The 19,010-nt window shown below is 63.6% G+C and carries 19 protein-coding genes; 8 read left to right on the forward strand and 11 right to left on the reverse strand.

What is annotated here, in order from left to right; translation table 11 throughout:
• The 4 genes from NCT05_RS28740 (at position 1) to NCT05_RS28755 (ending at position 3,190) form a co-directional block, all read left to right on the forward strand.
• Positions 1–438, forward strand: a complete 438-nt coding sequence (locus NCT05_RS28740) for a hypothetical protein (protein ID WP_250503757.1) — start codon at positions 1–3, stop codon at positions 436–438.
• Positions 423–1,745, forward strand: a complete 1,323-nt coding sequence (locus NCT05_RS28745) for a c-type cytochrome (protein ID WP_409014132.1) — start codon at positions 423–425, stop codon at positions 1,743–1,745. The genes NCT05_RS28740 and NCT05_RS28745 overlap by 16 nt, the downstream gene beginning before the upstream one ends.
• A 104-nt stretch (positions 1,746–1,849) precedes the next feature.
• Entirely contained in the window at positions 1,850–2,074 is a 225-nt protein-coding gene (locus NCT05_RS28750; RefSeq protein ID WP_008345955.1) for a hypothetical protein, read from the forward strand.
• Positions 2,075–2,314: 240 nt separating this feature from the next.
• On the forward strand, positions 2,315–3,190 hold the full coding sequence (locus NCT05_RS28755; RefSeq protein ID WP_250503758.1) for a glucose 1-dehydrogenase: 876 nt from the start codon (positions 2,315–2,317) through the stop codon (positions 3,188–3,190).
• Between the two features lie 395 nt (positions 3,191–3,585).
• On the opposite strand, the gene NCT05_RS28760 is transcribed toward NCT05_RS28755, so the two are convergent.
• The 6 genes from NCT05_RS28760 to NCT05_RS28785 form a co-directional block, all read right to left on the reverse strand.
• On the reverse strand, positions 3,586–3,822 hold the full coding sequence (locus NCT05_RS28760; protein ID WP_008345957.1) for a hypothetical protein: 237 nt from the start codon (positions 3,820–3,822) through the stop codon (positions 3,586–3,588).
• 26 nt (positions 3,823–3,848) lie between these two features.
• A complete protein-coding gene (locus tag NCT05_RS28765) occupies positions 3,849–4,853 on the reverse strand; it encodes a chemotaxis protein CheB (protein WP_175981941.1) in 1,005 nt (334 codons plus the stop codon).
• Positions 4,854–4,903: 50 nt separating this feature from the next.
• Positions 4,904–9,067: a CheR family methyltransferase gene (locus NCT05_RS28770; protein WP_250503759.1), complete on the reverse strand. Its 4,164-nt coding sequence runs from the start codon at positions 9,065–9,067 to the stop codon at positions 4,904–4,906.
• Positions 9,068–9,343: 276 nt separating this feature from the next.
• On the reverse strand, positions 9,344–10,003 hold the full coding sequence (locus NCT05_RS28775) for a recombinase family protein (RefSeq protein ID WP_051078960.1): 660 nt from the start codon (positions 10,001–10,003) through the stop codon (positions 9,344–9,346).
• A gap of 189 nt (positions 10,004–10,192) precedes the next feature.
• Positions 10,193–10,420, reverse strand: a complete 228-nt coding sequence (locus NCT05_RS28780) for a hypothetical protein (RefSeq protein WP_034470053.1) — start codon at positions 10,418–10,420, stop codon at positions 10,193–10,195.
• A 167-nt stretch (positions 10,421–10,587) separates the two neighbouring features.
• Positions 10,588–10,830 (reverse strand): DUF6723 family protein, encoded by a 243-nt coding sequence (locus NCT05_RS28785; RefSeq protein WP_033536913.1) that lies wholly within the window; start codon positions 10,828–10,830, stop codon positions 10,588–10,590.
• 268 nt (positions 10,831–11,098) lie between these two features.
• Between NCT05_RS28785 and NCT05_RS28790 the strand changes: the two genes are divergently transcribed.
• A complete protein-coding gene (locus NCT05_RS28790; protein WP_250441584.1) occupies positions 11,099–11,353 on the forward strand; it encodes a hypothetical protein in 255 nt (84 codons plus the stop codon).
• Positions 11,354–11,358: 5 nt separating this feature from the next.
• Here the strand turns inward: NCT05_RS28790 and NCT05_RS28795 are convergent, their stop codons facing one another.
• Together NCT05_RS28795 and NCT05_RS28800 are read right to left on the reverse strand one after the other, a co-directional pair.
• On the reverse strand, positions 11,359–11,991 hold the full coding sequence (locus NCT05_RS28795) for a LysE family translocator (protein ID WP_250503760.1): 633 nt from the start codon (positions 11,989–11,991) through the stop codon (positions 11,359–11,361).
• A gap of 98 nt (positions 11,992–12,089) precedes the next feature.
• Entirely contained in the window at positions 12,090–12,836 is a 747-nt protein-coding gene (locus NCT05_RS28800) for a glucose 1-dehydrogenase (protein WP_008345970.1), read from the reverse strand.
• A gap of 160 nt (positions 12,837–12,996) precedes the next feature.
• Between NCT05_RS28800 and NCT05_RS28805 the strand changes: the two genes are divergently transcribed.
• The gene (locus NCT05_RS28805; RefSeq protein WP_175981948.1) at positions 12,997–13,821 is read left to right on the forward strand and encodes a class I SAM-dependent methyltransferase; all 825 of its coding nucleotides are present in this window, start codon (positions 12,997–12,999) and stop codon (positions 13,819–13,821) included.
• Here NCT05_RS28805 and NCT05_RS28810 read toward each other — a convergent pair.
• The 3 genes from NCT05_RS28810 to NCT05_RS28820 form a co-directional block, all read right to left on the reverse strand.
• The gene (locus NCT05_RS28810) at positions 13,818–15,431 is read right to left on the reverse strand and encodes an FAD-dependent monooxygenase (protein WP_250503761.1); all 1,614 of its coding nucleotides are present in this window, start codon (positions 15,429–15,431) and stop codon (positions 13,818–13,820) included. The two genes, NCT05_RS28805 and NCT05_RS28810, sit on opposite strands and share 4 nt — an antisense overlap.
• Before the next feature lie 89 nt (positions 15,432–15,520).
• The gene (locus NCT05_RS28815) at positions 15,521–15,808 is read right to left on the reverse strand and encodes a DUF1634 domain-containing protein (protein WP_175981952.1); all 288 of its coding nucleotides are present in this window, start codon (positions 15,806–15,808) and stop codon (positions 15,521–15,523) included.
• Positions 15,805–16,659, reverse strand: a complete 855-nt coding sequence (locus NCT05_RS28820; RefSeq protein WP_250441587.1) for a sulfite exporter TauE/SafE family protein — start codon at positions 16,657–16,659, stop codon at positions 15,805–15,807. The genes NCT05_RS28815 and NCT05_RS28820 overlap by 4 nt, the downstream gene beginning before the upstream one ends.
• A gap of 123 nt (positions 16,660–16,782) precedes the next feature.
• On the opposite strand from NCT05_RS28820, the gene NCT05_RS28825 reads away from it, so the two are divergent.
• Both NCT05_RS28825 and NCT05_RS28830 read left to right on the forward strand, forming a co-directional pair.
• Positions 16,783–17,673 carry an IclR family transcriptional regulator gene (locus NCT05_RS28825; RefSeq protein WP_250479321.1) on the forward strand — a complete coding sequence of 297 codons (891 nt, stop codon included), beginning with the start codon at positions 16,783–16,785 and terminating at the stop codon, positions 17,671–17,673.
• Positions 17,674–18,637: 964 nt separating this feature from the next.
• Complete coding sequence (locus NCT05_RS28830; RefSeq protein ID WP_250503762.1) at positions 18,638–18,925, forward strand: hypothetical protein; 288 nt, start codon at positions 18,638–18,640, stop codon at positions 18,923–18,925.
• Positions 18,926–19,010 lie beyond the last annotated feature (85 nt).

The following is a 19,010-nucleotide window of genomic DNA, read 5'->3' on the forward strand; positions in this document are numbered from 1 at the left end:
ATGAACGACGCATCGCCCATCGACGAAAAGCGGCATCCCGTGCGTCCGGGCGGCATGGCGCTCGCGATCGGTCTCCTGCTCGCACCCGCCGCGTGGATGACGCAGACGACGCTCGCGCAGACCATCGCCGCGTGGGGCTGCTTCCCGCATGAGCGTCCGGTGAACGCGCCCGCGATGCCTTGGCTCGAGCACGGCATCGTGCTGCTGGCGCTCGTCGCGTTGCTGCTGGGCGTCGCGGGCGGCGTCGTCGCGTGGCGCAACTGGCGGCGTACGGGCGAGCTTGCATCGACGCTGAAAGGGCATGGAACGATCGACAGACATGCGGCCCGCGATGCGTTCATCGCGCGGGCGGGGGCGCTCGCGAGCGCGCTCTTCGTGTTCGCGCTGATCGCGACGGATCTCGCGTGGCTGCTCGTGTCGCCATGTGGAGGACGCTGATCGTGACGACGTTCCGACGCCGCGCGCTCTTCTGCGCTTTCACGCTGATCGCATCGATGCCGCTCGCTCGCGGACAGACGCCCGATCTCGTCACGCGCGGCGCGTATCTCGCGAAGGCCGCCGATTGCGCCGGCTGTCATACCGCGCCGCCCGCGCCCGGCAAACCGCAGCCGCATCCGTTCGCGGGCGGCCTGCCGATGGGCTCGCCCTTCGGCACGATCTGGTCGAGCAACATCACGCCGGACCCGCAACATGGCATCGGGCGTTATAGCTACGAGGACTTCGCGCGCGCGTTGCGTGAAGGCGTCGCGCCGGGCGGCAAGCATCTTTATCCGGCGATGCCTTATCCATCGTTCTCGAAGATCAGCGACGGCGACATGCGCGCGCTCTATGCCTATTTCATGCACGGCGTGGAACCCGTCGCGCAAGCCGCGCCCGAAACGCATCTGCCGTTTCCGTTCAGCCAGCGCTGGGCGCTCGTCTTCTGGAATCTCGCCTTCAGGCCGACGGAACCGTTCACGCCCGATCCGAAGCGCGAAGCGCAATGGAATCGCGGCGCCTATCTCGTGCAATCGCTCGGGCACTGCGGCGCGTGCCATACGCCGCGCGGACCTGCCTATAACGAACGCGGCTATACCGAATCGTCGCGGACGTATCTCACGGGCGGCACCAACGATCACTGGTACGCGCCGAACCTGACCGGCGTATCGGGCGCGGGACTGGGCCGCATTGCACCCGACGACATCGCCGCGTTTCTCAAGACGGGGCACGGCGCGGGTCTCGCCACCTTCGGCAGCATGGTGCAGGTGGTCGAAGACAGCACGCAATATCTCGACGATCAGGATCTGCTCGCGATCGCGTCGTATCTGAAGAGCCTGCCGGCGAACGGAAACGGCGGCACGTACGATGCGCGCTCGCGCGCGGCGCAACAGAGCGTGGCCGCATTGCGCACCGGCGACGACGAGCGTCCCGGCGCGGGTCTCTATCAAAGCGCATGCGCGCGCTGTCACAAGAGCGACGGCGCGGGTGAAGCGTTCAAGTATCCGCGGCTTGCGGGCAATCCGGCCGTGCTGTCGGAGAAGCCCGATTCGCTCGTGCGGATGGTGCTGCAGGGCGGCAACGCGCCATCCACGGAACATGGGCCGCAGCCGAAGAAGATGCCCGCGTTCGCCGACAAGCTCACCGATACGGAAATCGCCCGCGTGCTGACCTTCGTTCGCTCGGCATGGGGCAACGATGCTTCGCCTGTCACGACGCGTGACGTGCGCAGCATGCGCGATGCGGTCTCGAAGCGCGCGCAACCTTGAATTGACGAAGCGAAAGTGACCGATTCACTGCGCCGCATCGGCGATTCGCGGCGCGTTGTACCATGGTTGACTGGACAAAATTTCCTACTACGCGAACGTCCGCCATGGCCAACACCAAAGCTTTAGAGGAACTCGCACGTCTTGACCTGCATATCGAGAATTGCGGGCGGCGCATCGTCGAGCAGACGGAACGCCTCGAATCGCTCCGACAGTGCGGATGGAACACCGACGACTCGGAAAGCCTGTTGCGCAATCTCATCACCAGCCTGCGCGCGCTCGATCAGCTTCGCAAGACCGTGGTCAAGGAAGTCGACGAAGCGGACCACTGATCGCCATTACCGCTCTTCGCGCGTCGTAAGGCGCGGATTCCGCACGCCGTGTTTCGATTCCTGGAACGCTCGATGCTGACACGACCGCATGACCGCGCATGCGGTCGTCTTTCTAACCAGCACCGGAGTCGTGAATGAAAACACTCGTCAATGAAAGAGCGCGCAGCGCCGCTCGTACAGGCGCCCTCAGGGAAAGCCGGGCCACGGTCGTTCTTGAAGCGGCAGCGTAAGGAGCACGACATGAGCAATACCACCGATAGCGGATACCCACGCCCGCCGATGCCGGCGCAACAGCAGGACAATCGCCCGGGACTCACCGGCCCGATGGACCCGCCGCCCGATCACGGCGAATCGAGCTACAAGGGCAGCAACCGGCTCGCCGGCAAAGTCGCGCTCATCACGGGCGCGGACAGCGGCATCGGCCGCGCGGTGGCGATCGCCTATGCGCGCGAAGGCGCGGACGTCGCCATCTCCTATCTCAACGAGCATGACGACGCCGAGGAAACGAAGTGCTGGGTCGAGAAAGCCGGACGCCGCGCGCTGCTTCTGCCCGGCGATATCACGGATCGCGAGCATTGCAAGCAGATCGTCGCGAAGACGGCCGAAACGTTCGGGCGCATCGACGTGCTCGTGAACAACGCGGCGTATCAGGCGACTTACGACAAGCTCGAAGACATCAGCGACGACGAATGGGACAAGACCTATTCGACGAATATCGGCGCGATGTTCCGCATCACGAAGGCCGCGCTCGCGCATATGAAAGAAGGCAGTTCGATCGTCAACACGACGTCCGTCAATGCCGATGCGCCGAATCCCGGACTGATCGCGTATGCGAGCACGAAGGGCGCGATCCAGAACTTCACGGGCGGGCTTGCGCAACTGCTGGCCGAGCGCGGCATACGCGCGAACTGCGTGGCGCCGGGGCCGATCTGGACGCCGCTGATTCCATCGACGATGCCGCCTTCGAGCGTCGAGAACTTCGGCAAGCAGGTGCCGATGAAGCGCCCCGGACAGCCTGCGGAACTCGCGGCGCCTTATGTGATGCTGGCATCGGACGAGGCGAGCTACATATCAGGCGCGACCATCGCGGTAACGGGCGGCAAGCCGATTATTTAGCGCGGCCGGGGCACAGCGAATGCTGTATTGAAAGCATGAAAGGCTTCGCGCAAACCCGCGCGAAGCCAACGACAAGAGCGGGCGATGAGCCCGAACAATCATGCAATCCGACATGTTGAAGCTGGCCCGTGAATCCGGAATGACCGTTCTGCTCGACGGCAGGATCGGACAGCAGGCGTACATGAGCGTCAGCGGATCGGCGGATGCGCTGCAAAAATTCGCTCACGACGTGCACGCTTCGCTATCCAGGGAGCCGCGACGCAAGGCACGCGCGGCACGCTCGCCCAGCCTCAATTCGCTCGTCATGGCGCGTATGCGCGAGTGCATCGCCGCACGCGCGTGTCGCGGCGTCGGCACGCTGCATCGCCGCCGACAGACCCCGCGCGGAGCACGTCCTACGTTAAGATCCCGCTCTTCCACTGCGCGATGCGAGCCACAATGAGCGAGCGATGCTGCATCATGGCCGTCAGCGTGTCTTCGAGCGTGCTGAGCAGCCTGACCGCATCCGTCGTGTCGTGTCCGCCGGAGCGCAGTTGCTCGATGATCTTGCGCTGACGCTCGATGCGTTCCTTGCCTTCGTTGATATCGCGATCAGCCTGGACAAGCGCCAGGCTCTCCGCTTCGAGATCCATTCGATCCTTTGTTTCCCGTCAGTTCGTCAGTTCGCGGATGAAGATGCTGTCTGCACCGCTTCGCGCAACAATTCGACGAGACGTTCCGCTTCGTCGATGCGCGCCTGCTCGATTTTTATCTGATCTTCATTGCCCGACCGCTCCGCCCAGCGCTGCCGCTCTTTCGCGAAGATGACGCGCTCGTGCACCGCGCGCATGGCCGACCAGATGGCCGTCTCCGAACGCGCTTCGATGCCCTCCTCCAGCGACAGCCCGGTGAACGCATGTCCGGTATGGCAGCGATAGCGCATCGGATGATCGTCCTTGATGCGCCACAGCGCGCCGCCGCAATCGGGACATGTCAGCGCCGACCGCTCGCCGACTTCGTCGAGCGAATCGATATCCGACAGGCGGCTGGCTGCGAGGCGAGCCTCTTTCTCGAACACGTTCTTGTTCATCTGCGCTCCCTCGGAAGCTTCGTCGGACGACATCCCGTGCACCGCCGCCTGAATGCACCGCGAGAGTTCGCGCTCGACACACAGCATGTCGGCGCCGCACGATTCGAGTGCGGCACGCGGCATGCTCGGCGCTTCGCAATCGTCCGGATTCTGCACGATGGCGAAACCGCGTTGGGCGCGGATGTTGGCGAGACCGGCGGCGCCATCGTCGAGATCGCCGCTCATCACGACGCCGACGACACGCGCCCCGTATTCCATCGCGGCACTGCGAAACAGCGGATCGGCGGCGGGCCGCGAGAAGTTTTCCTTCGCACCCTCGCTGAGCCACACGCGCCCTTTCGACAACACGAGATGCCGGTCCGGCGGCGCTACACGGATGGTTCCATGTTCGACCTTTTCGCCATGCGTTGCATAACGCGCGATCAACCGTCCCCAACTCGTGAGCAGGTCCGGCAGCATGCTGGCGTGACGGCCGATATGCAGCACGACGAACACCGCAGCCGGAAGATCGGCGGGAAGCGCGCTAACGAGCGCCCTGAGTCCCTGAAAACCGCCTCTCGATGCACCGATCACCACGATGTCCCGTTCAGCCATAGCGCCTCCTGTCTGATCTGGGAAGCAATCGGCGGACCGGCGCCGGTGCTTCAGCCGCCGCGCTCCTTCTCGGGCCCCGGCTCGAGCAATACATCGAGTGTATGAAGCAGCTCCGAAAAATCAACCGGCTTGGTCAGATGCGCGTCGAAGCCCGCCTGACGGGCCGCGCGCTTATCCTCGTCGCGGCCGAACCCCGTCAGTGCGATCGCCTTCACATCCGCGAGCGTCGTGTCTGCGCGCACGCGCCTGATGAACGTGTAGCCGTCGATGCCGGGCAACTGGATATCCGATATCACCGCATCCACGGAACCCTTGCCGAGCAGTTCGAGACCCTGCTCGGCGCTCGATGCGATCTGCACCGACGCCTGCTCGAGCTCGAGCAGCGCGGCGAACGATGCGGTCGCTTCGACGTCGTTGTCGACGAGCAAAAGGCGCGCGCCGCTGACGGGCCGCGCGCGGTCCTCGCTGCGCGGCGGCACGGCCTGTTGCGTCGCGGCGGCGGGCAGCCAGACCGAGACCGTCGTGCCGCGGCCGAGGCCATCGGAACGCGCCTCGATGCGCCCGCCGTGCATGTCGACGAGCTGCTTCGCGAGTGCAAGGCCGATGCCGAGCCCGGACGATGTCGGATTGCGCCCGCCTTGCCGGTACATGTCGAAGATATGCGGCAGCGCGGACGCCTCGATGCCCTGCCCGGTATCCACGACATCGATACGCACCATGCCGCCGTCGCGCGCGATCCGCAGATCGACGGAACCGCCGCGATCCGTGAACTTCAGCGCATTGGAAACGAGGTTCCAGAGAATCTGCTCGCAACGCACAGAATCGGCGAATGCGTAGATCGGCTCCGCGCGATTGCTCGCGAGCAGCGCGATTCCACGTTGCACGGCTTCCGTTTCGGCGACATCCGCGATGCGCGCGAGTACGCCCGCGACATCCACCGGCGCGATGCTCAGCGCGAGCTTGCCGGTGCGAACGCGCGAAAGATCCAGCAGATCGTCGATGATCTGCGCCTGCCCGCGCACCGCGCGGCGGATCGAATCGGCGGTTTCCTGCACCACTTCGATACCGCGCGTTTCCGGCAGGCGCGGCAGGATTTCCGCCTTCATGCCGATGAGGTTCAGCGGATGCTTGAGTTCGTGCGACAGCATCGCGATGAAGTCGTCCTTCAACTGGTTCGACAGCGACGCCTTCTCGCGCTCGGCGTGCTCGTGCGCGAGCGCTTCGCGGTTGGCGTCCTCGCGCATTTTGCGCTCGGTCAGATCGCGCGCGATCTTCGCGTAACCCGTGAACGACGGATCGGAGATCGGCGTCACCACGCCGCTGCAATACACGCGGCGTTCGTCGCGCGTGATGTGCCAGCGTTCGTCGTCGGCGCGTCCGTCGCGTTCCGCGAGTTCGCGCTCGTTCGCCGGCACGTTCGCCGCGCGGTCTTCGGGCGAGTAGATGAGCGAGATGTTCCTCCCGACGACTTCCTTCTCCGAGAAGCCGAAGATGCGCTCCGCGCCCGCGTTCCAGGTGACGATCGTGCCGTTCGGATCCTGCACGATGATCGCGTAGTCGGCGGTCGATTGCGCGACGAGCCGCAGACGCTCTTCGCCGATGCGCGCCGTCTCTTCGGCCACATGCCGCGCCGTGACGTCGATGAGCGTGAGCACCGCGCCGTCGATGCGGTCATCGGCCGTGCGGTACGGCAAGAGGCGCATCAGATACCATTTGCCGTCGTGGCTCTCGACTTCGCGCTCGATGAGCTTGAGCGTATCGAAAGCCTGCTTCACGTCGTCCGCGAGCGAGGAATAGCGCAGCGAATGCGTGATGTCGAAGAGCGAGCGGCCGATATCGACGTCGATCAGCTTGAACACGCGCGTCGCGCTCGTCGTAAAGCGCTTGACGCGAATCTGCTTGTCGACGAACACCGTGGCGATTTCCGTCGCCGCGATGATGTTCTGCAGGTCGTCGTTCGCCTTCGCCGTGTCCTCGACGCGCGCCTGCAATTCGGCGTTGACCGTGGTCAGTTCCTCGTTCACCGATTGCAGTTCTTCCTTGCTGCTTTCGAGCTCTTCGGTCGCCGAGCGCAGCTCTTCGTTGATCGCCTGCAATTCCTCGTTCGACGCCTTCAGTTCCTCGACGGTCGTCTCATGCTGCTCGATCGTCGTCGCGAGTTGCTCGCGCGTGTGCTGCAGTTCGCGTTCCAGTTGCAACAAGAGCGGATCCTGGCCGCGTTGCTCGGGCAGTCCTTCGTCGGCCATGTGCTCTTGCACCTCGTCGAACAATACGAGGAAAAAGTCGGCGTTCACGCCGGTGTCATGAAATGGACGCACCGTCATGTTGACCCAGACGGCGCGGCCGTCCTGAGTCAGCTTGACGCGCCGCGCCTCGACGCTGCCGCCCGTCTGATGCGCGCGAAAGAGCGTCGTGCGCAGGTCGAGCCGCAACTCGGGCAGCACGAGCGCCATGATGTTTGAGGACAATTCGCCGCCGCCGTGCCGCAGGAATCGCCCGGCCGTCGTGGACAGATGCACGATGTTCGAATCGCGATCGACAACGACGCTAGGCGGCGCATATTCTTCCAGCACGCGCTGATGCAGCGCCGCGAAGGAGAAGCTGCGGCGCTCCGGCGTTTCGGGCCCGGCGGCCATGCTCACCGGCGCGGCGGTCGTCATCAGCTCTTCGCGCGGCCCGATGTTCGTGGGGCCGAGCGAAGGAAACGAGACCGGCGGCTTCACGCGGTTCAGCACGGTGCGCGCGCGATAGATGCGGCTCTTCTTGTCCACGATGGTGAAAAGATCGTCGGCGGTATCGGCGGATTCGGCCGTGCCGAGAAAGAGATAACCGCCCGCCCGCAGCGCGAAGTGAAAGAGCTCGAGCACTTGCCGCTGCACCGCGCGATCGAGATAGATCAGCACGTTGCGGCAGGAGATCAGATCGAGATGCGAAAACGGCGGATCGCGCAGCAGGCTGTGCGCGGCGAACAGAATGCGCTCGCGCACCGATTTGACGATCTGGTAGCGTCCGCCTTCGTGCTTGAAATAGCGGCGCAGAAGCTCAGACGGGATATCGGTCGCGATCGAGCCGAGATAGGAGCCGCTGCGCGCCTGCGCGATGGCGGGCTCGTCGATATCGGTGGCGAAGATCTGATAGGTCGCCTCGAAACCGGCGGTTTCGCGCGCCTGCGCGAGCATGATCGCGAGCGAATAGGCTTCCTCGCCGGTCGAGCAGCCGGGCACCCACACGCGTATCTGCGACTCGCCCTTGGTCGCGTCGAGCAACTGCGGCACGACATCGCGCCGCAGCGCGTCGAACGCCTCGCGATCGCGAAAGAACTGCGTCACGCCGATCAGCATGTCGGCGAGCAGCGACGTGGTCTCGTCCGGATTCGAGCGCAGATGATCGCGGTATGCGCCGATATCGCGCAGCCCGTTCACCTGCATGCGCCGCTCGATGCGCCGCAGGATGGTCGCGCGTTTGTAATGACGGAAATCGTGTCCGGTGCGAACGCGCAGCTGCATGAGGATATCGCCCAGCGCGCGCTCGGCGCTGCCCGCCGTGGGCGGCGTTTCCTTCTCGGCCGCTTCGTTGGCCTCGGCGATCGGCAGGTGGATTTTCTTGGCGTTGTTCCAGAGATCCAGCAGCTTCTCGGGCATCTCCGCCGCCGGCAGGATGAAATCGACCTGGCGCGTGGTGATCGCGTGTTGCGGCATTTCGGCGAAATGCGCGTCTTCCGGTTTCTGCGCGACGGTGATGCCGCCCATCTCCTTGATGCGCGAGAGTCCCGCCGCGCCATCGGAGCCCGAGCCGGACATCACGATGCCGATCGAACGCGTGCCGTGCGCCGAGGCGAGCGTGGCGAAAAAGTGGTCGATGGTCGTGGGCGCGCCGTTGGCCGCGCGATCCACCGCACGAAGATGACCCTCCGACATTTCCAGATGCTTGTCGGGCGCGTTGATATAGATATGATTCTTCTCGATGGCCGTGGTCGCGGAGACCTGCTTGACCGGCATGTCCGTCACGCGTTGCAGGACTTCATCGGCGCGGCTCAGGCGATCCGCCGGCAAATGCACGATGACCACGAACGCCATGTCCATTTCGGCCGGCGCGTTATCGAAGAAATTGAGCAATGCTTCGATGCCGCCCGCGGACGCGCCCATGCCGACTACGGCGAAAGGCAAGGGTTCGAAGTTCTCGGATGCCGCCGCCTTCGATCGACTGCTGGTCATGTCTCCGAATCCTCCGGGTTCATCCCTTGTTTCCGATCACCGCGCATATTGTTTGAGTTCACTCGTGAGCCATGTCGTTGTAATGAAAACGCGGCGCGGGACGCGCGTCGCGCCTCTTGAGGCATCGATTGTAGTGTACGCAACGCGACCATTCGGCGCGCGGGTTCCAATTCGACGCGTTTGGCACGCGTCGTCAGACATGGAAGCATAAAACCGGCCGCTGCGTCAGGACACGCAGGGAGAGAAACGCCGCCCGGAGACGAACCGTGCGTCGCGCTACTTCGCGTCGTTGGCGGCGAGCGGTTCGGGTCCGTCCGGAGCCTCGATGACCGCATGCACCGCGCGCTCTTGCGGCGGAGCAGCGTGCGCGTTGCGCAAGCGCATGATGGTCTGCCGCGACGTGTTGAGCGAGCGGGCGATCTCGGTCACGGTGAGGCCGGCGTCGAGACCGAGCATCGCCTGACGTTGCTGCGCTTCAGAAAGCGAACTCGGGCGGCCCTGCGCGACGCCACGCTCCTTGGCGGCGCTCGCCGCCTCGCGCGCGCGGCTGCGGCGCGTGACGCGTTCGAGCTCTTCCGCGAGCCGCAGCGTCTCGACGAACGCGAGACCTTCCTTCGAGCACAGATCGCTCTTGCCGTACGCGAGACAGATCGTGGCGATGCCGCGCCGCTCCAGCAGGCCGATCGTCGCGACGACGTCCTGCACGCTGTTGCCGAGACACCAGAGTCTCGTCGTGATCATCGTGTCGCCCGCCTGCAGCCGTCGCAACGCGCGCTGGAACGCGGGGCGCGCAGCCGCGGCGATCGTGCAGCTGCAGCGCTCGACGAAGACCGCGCTCATATCGACGAGAAAACCCGCGGAGTCTATCTCCAGCAAGTCGCGCTCGTGGGTCGGTACACCTCTGCTTTCCTCGAAAACGTATACGACGGTTGCCATCGGTTCGGCCTTTTTCCGGTGCAAAGATCGTGCGCGAGCCATAACGGACAGACGCACGGATGCCTGCAGTATGACAGTCCGAAACGCGCGTTCAAGGTACGAAACCCGTTATTTTCGGACTTTCGGACGCAGTCGAAGGAACGAGCGGGATCCCGCTCGACTTGTTTCGAAACGATGCGAACGATCGTTTCAGGCGGCGGCTGCCGAATGCCACAGACGGCGGTCCACCTCGTCCTTGCCCGCGACGAGCGCGAACGCACGGGCTTCCTCGACGGACGCGAAATGTCCAAGCACGCCCGTCGCGCGCTGGAGCCCTCCGGTGTCGGAGATGATCGTCATCGCGGCGTAGAGACCGCCGTCGAATGCGGCCATCGGCATGATGACGAAGCCGCGATAGGTGACCTGAGGCTGGTTCATGGCGTGCCCTCTCTCTTTATCTAATGACCGTCCCTTGCTCTTTCGGGCAGTGTGAATGCCCGTAGGCTGTGCGCAGATTGTCCATCAGAAGAATGAGCCGACGATCAGGGGAAACCATAATCAAATATCGTACGAAAGTAATCCCTTTAGGCGGCACGACCGTACGTTCACAACTCCGGGCGCGCCAGGTCGGCCTTCACGAGCTCGTCGCCTCGGTCGAGCGCGGCGGCGACCGCGGCCGCCTTCGACGGAAACGGACCGATGCTGTCGGCGCCGTCGAATGGAAACAGCAGCTTGCCGTCGGTTTTGCGCACGACCTTGAGCGTGCCGAAAAAACCGCTTGCGCTGCTGCCCCGGTACGAGGCGTAAATTTGAAAGTCGTCCTCGCTGGTTCCGGGCGTAGGCGTCATCGTGCGCGTCGGATACAGGACCAGCTTAGGGCGTCGGCCGCTCGATTGATTCACTGGAATCACCGCTTCTCATGTCGATGATTCATTGTGGGACACCGCACATGCGCTCATCGTGTACTTAACGCATCCCTTCGCGCCGCTGTTGCGAAGGGGGTCGACGGCATGTCCATTGCTGCATGCCAAGACCCGAAAACCGGGCGACTTGCGCATAAACCGCGCGAAGTCCCGATGCCCGAGACCGATAACAAGAACGATGAAGGAAGCGCAAATGCGGGCCACCATCCTCTCTCACGAAGTACCGTCGGAAGTATCGTCCGTGGAGGTGCATCGGTTCAGCTTCAGGATCGACGACGAGCCGTCGCGACCCATGACCGAATTCATATCGCTGCGCACGGCGCGCGTGCTCGTGCAGCACTTCGAGGATGGCAACGCGTTCATCCGGATGCTGCGGGCGATCGTCGCCGCGCGTCGCGACGAATACGACGACCTGCTCGGACGCGTGTATACGGATCAACCCGGCTGAAAGGATCAGCGGCGCGCTTCGGTCGCCATTCTCAACGCGAGGCCGGCGAGCACCGTGCCCATCAGCCAGCGTTGGATCAGCAGCCATGCGGGCTTGCGCGCGAGAAAGAGCGCGATGGTTCCGGCGGTCATCGCGACGATCGAATTGACGGTGATGCTGAGGATGATCTGCACGACGCCGAGCACGAGCGACTGGCCGAGCACGCCGCCGTGCGAAGGATCGATGAACTGCGGCAACAGCGACAGATACAGCACCGCGATCTTCGGATTCAGCAGGTTGGTGACGAAGCCCATCGTGAAGAGCTTGCGCGGGCTGTCGATCGGCAGATCGCGCACCTGAAACGGCGAGCGTCCGCCGGGCTTCACGGCCTGCCACGCGAGATAGAGCAGATAGAGCGCGCCGCCGAAGCGCAACGCGTCATAGGCGAACGGGATTGCGATGAGGAGCGCGGTGATGCCGAACGCCGCGAATAGCATGTAGACCACGAAGCCGAGCGCGACGCCGCCGAGCGAGATGAGTCCTGCGCTACGGCCCTGACAGATCGAGCGCGAGATCAGATAGACCATGTTCGGCCCCGGCGTGAGCGCCATGCCGAGCGCGACCAGGGCGAAAGCGAACAGTTGCGGCGCATGAGGCATCGACGGACTCCGGCGGAAATAATGTCGATGCATTCTGCCGCGCGGTTTTCCACGACGCCAGATACGGAACCGGCGTCGCCCGTCGATACACTTCGTGTTTAACGCATGCCGCCGCTTGCAATGAGACTTTCGCCGGTCATCCAGCGCGCGTCGTCGGATGCGAGGAACACCGCGATTGATGCGATATCGTCCGGCTGACCGAGACGTCCGAGCGGCGTTTGCGCGAGCGCGGCCTTGTCGAAGTCGGAATCGATGATGCCCGCGCTATGCGTGCCTTCGGTCACGACGACACCCGGATTGATCGAGTTCACGCGAATCTTGCGCGCGCCCAGCTCGCGTGCGAGCACGCCCGTGATCGCATCGACGGCGCCTTTGGTGCCGCTGTAGACCGCGCTCGTCGGCGGCGTGATACGCGTCACGACCGAACTCACGTTGATGATGCTCGCGCCTTCGCCGAGGTGTTTCGCGGCGGCTTGCGTCGTCAGCAGCGTGCCGAGGACGTTGATATTGAACTGTCTATGAAAGTGCTCTTCGGTGATCTCTTCGAGCGCGGCGAATTCATAGACGCCCGAGTTGTTCACGAGGATATCGAGGCGTCCGTAGGTCTCGATCGCCGCATTCACGATGCCCTGCGCATCGGCCGCTTTCGACACGTCGCCGCCCACGGCGATCGCCTTGCCGTTCGATGCCGTGATCTCCGCGACGACTGCATCCGCGCCCGCCTTGCTGCTCGCATAATTGACGACGACCGACGCGCCTTCTGCCGCGAGCGCCTTTGCAATCCCGGCTCCGATACCTTTCGATGCGCCCGTGACGACCGCGACCTTGCCTGCGAGTTTGCTCATGATGGAATCCTTGAAGAGGTTATTTAATGCCCGGATGCGCCGTTGCGTTTTGCAAGAGCGGCGCGACAGGATGAAATGTAGCCATCTCCGCCAAGGCGATAAAGCAGCGTAGAGTGAAAAGACTTGAGGCCTCACGCGAATAATCGATCGGAGACGGCGCATGAATACGACTATGCCTCGCACGGACGTTCAGTTCGCCGGTCAGATTCCCGAGCTTTACGAGCGGCTTCTCGTGCCGATGCTCTTTGCGCCCTACGCCGAAGATATTGCAGCGCGCGCGGCGGCGCTCGCTCCATCGCGCGTGCTGGAAACGGCAGCGGGCACCGGCGCCGTCACGCGCGCGATGGCGCTTGCATTGCCCGCTCATGTCGATATCGTCGCGACCGATTTGAATCAGGCGATGCTCGATCGCGCCGCGACGACGCCCATCGGACGCACCGTGACATGGCGGCAGGCGAACGCGTTGCAGTTGCCTTTCGACGATGCAAGCTTCGATATCGTCGTCTGTCAGTTCGGCGCGATGTTCTTTCCCGACAAGCCCGCGGCTTTCGCAGAAGCGCGTCGCGTGCTGCGGCCGGGCGGCGCGCTGCTCTTTAACATATGGGATCGCATCGAAGAGAACGCGTTTGCCAATACGATCACCGATGCACTCGGCCATCTCTTTCCCGATGATCCGCCGCTTTTCATGAAGCGCACGCCGCACGGCTACTTCGATCGCGGAGCGATCTCACGCGATCTCGCATCGGCGGGCTTCGACGCGATGCCGCGTTTCGAAACCGTCACGCGACGCAGCCGCGCATCGTCGGCGCAAGAGGTCGCGCTCGCCTATTGCCAGGGCACACCGTTGCGCAACGAGATCGAATCGCGTGCGGGCGCGAGTCTGGACGAAGCGACATCGATATGCGCGCAAGCCATCGCCGCGCGCGTCGGCTCCGACTATCCGGACGGGAAGATTCAGGCGCACGTCATCGAAATCCGGCGCTAACCGAGCACGCGTCCGAGCCATGCAATCAACGCATCCGGCGAGCAACGCGCGCTTCTATAACCGATATGTCCGTCCGGCCGCACGACCCACGCCATGCCGTTCTTCGCGCCGAAGGCATCGGCGAATTCGCGCGCTTCGTCGCTCAACGTCCGATACGCTTCACACGCAGGCACGAACGACGCCGCCTTCGCAACGTCCGGCGACACGATCAGCACCGCGCTCGCCGCCGTGCCGAGTGCGGCGCGCCATGCTTCGACCGTTGCAGCGAACGCGGCGACGCGTGCGCCATCGGCATCGTCATCGATATAGCCGATGAGCGTGTGACGTCCGCGTCCGAGATGATCGTGCAAGCGCTGCGCATGACCGATGAACGCCTCCACGAGACCGCCGGCTTGCGGTGCACGATCCCCGGGCGCGGGCAATTCGGGCGTCATGTCGATGGTTTCGTCTGCAACTATCGAGCTGCTGCCGCGATAACTCACCAGCAATTGCGTCTCGCGCATCGCAGGCTTGATCTCGCCGTGCGCGAGAACCGTGTTCAGCGCGCGGCTCGTCGATTCGACGACATCGAGCCCGACTGGCCGCCGCTCCGCTTCGTAACTGTCGAGCAGCGTCTGACTCGCGAGACCGCGCGACGCGAGCGTGAGTTTCCACGCGAGATTGTGGACGTCCTGCAAGCCCGTGTTCATGCCCTGCCCGCCGACGGGCGGATGAATATGCGCCGCATCGCCTGCGAGAAACACGCGGCCGCGCGAATACTGCTGCGCGATCCGGTGACTCACGCGATACACCGACGACCAGCGCATCGACGAAAGCCGCGTGCCCTTCGGCAGGACCGGCAGCATGATGCGCTCGATCTCATCGAAAGCGGGCGTGGCGTTCGGCGCGTGTCTGGCGGCATCGTCGGGAAGCAGGACCATCGACAGACGATAGCGACGCACCGAACCGCGCACCGGCAACGCGGCGAGCGTCGTCGATGCGGCCCTGTCCTCACCCGACACATTGAAGCGATACATCCTTCCGCGCGGCAGATTCCAGTCGACATCGACATCGGCGAGCATGAAGGTCTGCGGATACTGATCTCCTTCGAACGCGACGTTCAGGTGACGACGCACCGTGCTGCGCGCGCCGTCGCACCCGACGAGCCAGCGGCATCGAACCGTGCGGCTCTCGCCACATGCGTCCTGTACGCATGCGTCGATGGCATCGGCCGATTCGGTGAAATCGATGAGCGTCGCCCCGTATTCGACGTGCCCGCCGTTGCGCGCGAGCGCCGCTTCGAGAATGCGTTCCGTCTCGAACTGCGCGAGCGAGAGCGCGCCGTACGGCAGCCCGGCGCGCGGCACTTCGGCGCTGAACGCGGGCGCGCCGTCCTGATACGTGTCGGCGCCGGTCAGCCACACGCCCGCATCGATCGCGTCGCGCGCGATGCCGATATCCTCGAAAATCTCAAGCGTGCGCGCCGTAACGCCCAGCGCCTTCACGAAAAACGCGCGCTCGTCGTGTGCATCGATGATGCGCACGTTCACGCCATCGCGGCGCAGTTCGGCAGCCAGCATGAGGCCGACGGGCCCCGCACCGGCGATCAGCACATCGGTCGAATCGAACATGATGCGTGTTTCTCCTGAGGAAACCGGCGAATGTCATCGACTGCCGTCAGGGAGAATAACCGCTGGATGCGCGCTCGTGGCGATGTGCATCAACCGGCGAGCGGCCCGAGACGCATGCCGATCGCGCAGCCCGCCGCGATCACGAGAAGCACGGTCGCGGCGATCGTCGCGTAGAGGAAATCGCGTTGCCGCGCGAACATGGCGAGCATCAGCACGACGCGCAGCACCGGCAGCAAGATGAAGAGCGCGACGCCCGCCGTCAGAAGTTTCGTGCCGGCGAAGAGACCCGCGCCGATCAGCGCGCACGCGGCCCATGTGCCGCACTGCAGAAAACCGGCGAGCAGGCGATCGAGCGTTTTCGGCGTGAGGTCTTTCATCGCAGCAGATCGATACCGATGCCTTGCATGAACATCTGACAGGCGACGAGCAGCAGCATCGACAGAAACAGCAGGCGCAGGCGCTCGCCGCGCACTTTCATCAGCACGCGCGCGCCCGCGATCGCGCCGATCACCGAGCCGAGCGCGACCGGTCCCGCGATCGCGCTCACGATCTCCCCGCGCAGAAAATACGCGCTCGCGCTCGCGGCGGCCGTGACGCCGATCATGAAGTTCGACGTCGCCGTCGATACCTTGATCGGCAGACGCAATGCGTTGTCCATCGCCGGAATCTTCAGGATGCCGCTGCCGATGCCGAGCAGCGCGGAAACGAGTCCTGCCGCGTACATCAACGTGAGGCCGACGGGCACGCGGCGCACTTCGTAAGGGATGTCGCGACGCAAGGTTCTGTCGGGGTAGCTGGAATGAAGGCCGAGCGCGGCGGCGAGTCCGTTCGATGGAATCGGCCTCGACGTGCCCGCCGGATCTTCGCGGCGGATGAACATCTGCCACGCCGACACCAGCAGCACGCCCGCGAAGAGGAAATCGAGCGCGGCCACCGGTACGACGCCCGCGACGAACACGCCCGTCAGCGCGCCGAGCGTCGTGCCGGTTTCGAGTACGACGGCGAGCCGCACGTTCGTCAGACCGCCGCGCAGAAACGCGGCCGCGCCGCCGCAGGAACACGCGATCACCGACACGATGCTCGTGCCGATGGCGGCGTGCATGTCGATATGGAAGAACATCGTCAGGATGGGCACGATGAACAGGCCGCTCGCCATGCCCAGCATGCCGCCCGCCGCGCTCGCGCCAAGGCCCGTGCAAAAGAGCCAGAATGTGGCTTCGAAGCTCATCGTCAAAGCATCGGTGAGGTATCGCCAAGGAATCAATATAACATGTTATGACGAGCGGCAAAAGCCGACGATGCGTGGTCTCGCGCTATGATTGCCCATTGCACGACGACAACGACAGCCAACATGGCCCGACGAAGCAAACAGGAAGACATTCAGGCGGAGACTCTCGACACGACGGATGAGGACGCGTCATCTGGCGGCGGTTCCAGCTATCTCGTGCCGGGCCTCGAACGCGGCTTGCGCATCCTCGCCGAATTCTCGGCGCGCGAGCCGGTGCTGGCCGCGCCGGAGCTCTCGCGGCGCATCGGCATTCCGCGCACGACGACGTTCCGTCTGCTGCAAACGCTCGAAGCGCTGGGCTTTCTCGAACGCGTGAACGGCGATCGTAGTTTCCGGCTCGGCGTCGCCGTGCTGCGGCTTGGGTTTGAGTACGTCAACTCGCTGGAGCTGACCGATTTCGGCACGCCGATTCTCGAACGTCTGCGCGATGCGACCGGACTTTCGACGCATCTGCTGATCCGCGATCAGCGCGATGTCGTGTTCGTCGCGAAAGCGCAGAGTCATGAGCCGCTGTTCAGCTCGGTGAAGGTGCATGTCGGTACGCGTCTTCCTGCACATGCGACCGTGCATGGTCATGTGCTGATGGGCGATTTGTCGATGGCCGCGCTGAAGGCGCTTTATCCCGAGGCTCAACTGGAGAAGTATACGGAGCGGACGCCCGCGACTATCGAGGAGCTTTACGAACGCGTGGAAGAATGTGCTTCGCTCGGGTATGGACTCAGTGAAGCATCGTTCGAGCGGGGGATTTCGGTCGTTACTGCGCCCGTGCGGGATCATTCCGGCGCGATCGTCGCGGCGGTGGCGGCGACCGTGCCGCGGTCGGATATCGGCGCCGATGATGAGAAAGCGCGGCTTATCGCGAAGGTATGTGGCGCTGCGGTCGAGCTTTCCATGCGGCTGAATTATCGGCCTTCTGAGGGGGATCGTACTGTGGGGCGCGCTGCGAGTGCTTGAGGTTTTCTCTCGCCGGATCCCGTTTTCTTTTTGGTCTATTAGCACTGCCCCTGTGCGGGGCGGCGGTCACTTTCTTTGCTGCAAAGAAAGTAAGTTTTCTTGTCTACGAGTTTAATATTAAAAGAATTTCTCGACCGTCGAATACCGCGAGCGTACACATTGCTAGACACTAGGAGTGTCGAGCAAAGACGCCGCATCGACGCTTTCGCGCATTCCGCCAAGTTCGGTCCTGAGACAAGCCGCGCTTGTTACGTCGCGCATTTCATAAAGACTGTCTTCATGGTTGCGCATCGTGTCGACGGTTCTTTTAAGCGTGCGAAACAGCAGTCGCATGGCAGCGATACGTGGATCGAGTGTAGAAGGCTCGGAATACGCTGAGGAAGGTTGTCGCCGTGAGGATGCGTGTGAGACTGCCGATTGTTTTTGATGTAGCACCGGTCTAGCTCCTGTTTTGGACAAACCCGGAGCCGCCCCCTGTCTCCCAGTTGGGGGCGGGCGGGAACAATGACAGGGTTGGAAGACCGGGACGCTACACCATTGCCAACAACCCTCGCGGGTTCTCTGCCACGTCCCGCTCTTAGGCCCGACAAAGCATCGAGCGCCGTTGGTCAGATGGCGCACGTGGTCTAGCTGCGCTCCATGTCGAAAGAGCGCGACGAACGTCAGCCGGCATTGCGCGGGCTCACGGGTGCAGAGTGTCTTCAAAACCGCCGAGTCCTGGCTGGCGCTACCACGCGCCAGCGATGTAATTATGCGTCGCACCTGCGCGAAATCATTTTAAGAGAAATCCGACCTTGTATTGCTGCTTCTTGGCAGTGTCTTTGGCCTAAGGGTTTTTTTTGCTTCCTCTCGAAATAATTCCCGCCTACGTTTCGCCGGTCGTGCGCTGAATCCGTATGCGCCCGATTAGATAGGAATGTTTATCAGGCCATGGCCTGACAGCATCTCGATGCAGGGAATCCCAATGGAAGCACAAGCAAAGCGATCCACCGCCCTCGCGCGCTGGATCACGGGCAGGCAGAACTACTATCTCAAGGTGCGAGGCGCACCGCCGAGAGATGGCCTCTCGATCATCTCCGTCAAGGCGATCGAACGGCTAGGCAGTCCGTATCACATCACGCTTGAACTGACCGCCAATGTGGAACTGGCGCGCGCCGACTATCTCGGGCACAACGCGACGTTCAGCATCGAGCCGTTACCCGGCGACGGCACGCCGCGCGAGTGGAACGGCATCTGCGCTTGTCGTCCTTGATCGAATATCCATCCTCGAAATACTCGATACGCCCGCCGCCGCGCGGCACGTTCGCGAGCATCCCTTTGCCGTTCTCGTCGAGCGT

This window comes from Caballeronia sp. AZ7_KS35, assembly GCF_023631045.1.
In the GTDB taxonomy this organism is placed as follows: domain Bacteria; phylum Pseudomonadota; class Gammaproteobacteria; order Burkholderiales; family Burkholderiaceae; genus Caballeronia; species Caballeronia zhejiangensis.

Bases quoted from the DNA above. Each gene is read 5' to 3' on its own strand.
- NCT05_RS28740 (WP_250503757.1), top strand. From the start codon at position 1: ATGAACGACGCATCGCCCATCGACGAAAAGCGGCATCCCGTGCGTCCG.
- NCT05_RS28745 (WP_409014132.1), top strand. From the start codon at position 423: ATGTGGAGGACGCTGATCGTGACGACGTTCCGACGCCGCGCGCTCTTC.
- NCT05_RS28750 (WP_008345955.1), top strand. From the start codon at position 1,850: ATGGCCAACACCAAAGCTTTAGAGGAACTCGCACGTCTTGACCTGCAT.
- NCT05_RS28755 (WP_250503758.1), top strand. From the start codon at position 2,315: ATGAGCAATACCACCGATAGCGGATACCCACGCCCGCCGATGCCGGCG.
- NCT05_RS28760 (WP_008345957.1), bottom strand. From the start codon at position 3,822: ATGGATCTCGAAGCGGAGAGCCTGGCGCTTGTCCAGGCTGATCGCGAT.
- NCT05_RS28765 (WP_175981941.1), bottom strand. From the start codon at position 4,853: ATGGCTGAACGGGACATCGTGGTGATCGGTGCATCGAGAGGCGGTTTT.
- NCT05_RS28770 (WP_250503759.1), bottom strand. From the start codon at position 9,067: ATGACCAGCAGTCGATCGAAGGCGGCGGCATCCGAGAACTTCGAACCC.
- NCT05_RS28775 (WP_051078960.1), bottom strand. From the start codon at position 10,003: ATGGCAACCGTCGTATACGTTTTCGAGGAAAGCAGAGGTGTACCGACC.
- NCT05_RS28780 (WP_034470053.1), bottom strand. From the start codon at position 10,420: ATGAACCAGCCTCAGGTCACCTATCGCGGCTTCGTCATCATGCCGATG.
- NCT05_RS28785 (WP_033536913.1), bottom strand. From the start codon at position 10,830: ATGACGCCTACGCCCGGAACCAGCGAGGACGACTTTCAAATTTACGCC.
- NCT05_RS28790 (WP_250441584.1), top strand. From the start codon at position 11,099: ATGCGGGCCACCATCCTCTCTCACGAAGTACCGTCGGAAGTATCGTCC.
- NCT05_RS28795 (WP_250503760.1), bottom strand. From the start codon at position 11,991: ATGCCTCATGCGCCGCAACTGTTCGCTTTCGCCCTGGTCGCGCTCGGC.
- NCT05_RS28800 (WP_008345970.1), bottom strand. From the start codon at position 12,836: ATGAGCAAACTCGCAGGCAAGGTCGCGGTCGTCACGGGCGCATCGAAA.
- NCT05_RS28805 (WP_175981948.1), top strand. From the start codon at position 12,997: ATGAATACGACTATGCCTCGCACGGACGTTCAGTTCGCCGGTCAGATT.
- NCT05_RS28810 (WP_250503761.1), bottom strand. From the start codon at position 15,431: ATGTTCGATTCGACCGATGTGCTGATCGCCGGTGCGGGGCCCGTCGGC.
- NCT05_RS28815 (WP_175981952.1), bottom strand. From the start codon at position 15,808: ATGAAAGACCTCACGCCGAAAACGCTCGATCGCCTGCTCGCCGGTTTT.
- NCT05_RS28820 (WP_250441587.1), bottom strand. From the start codon at position 16,659: ATGAGCTTCGAAGCCACATTCTGGCTCTTTTGCACGGGCCTTGGCGCG.
- NCT05_RS28825 (WP_250479321.1), top strand. From the start codon at position 16,783: ATGGCCCGACGAAGCAAACAGGAAGACATTCAGGCGGAGACTCTCGAC.
- NCT05_RS28830 (WP_250503762.1), top strand. From the start codon at position 18,638: ATGGAAGCACAAGCAAAGCGATCCACCGCCCTCGCGCGCTGGATCACG.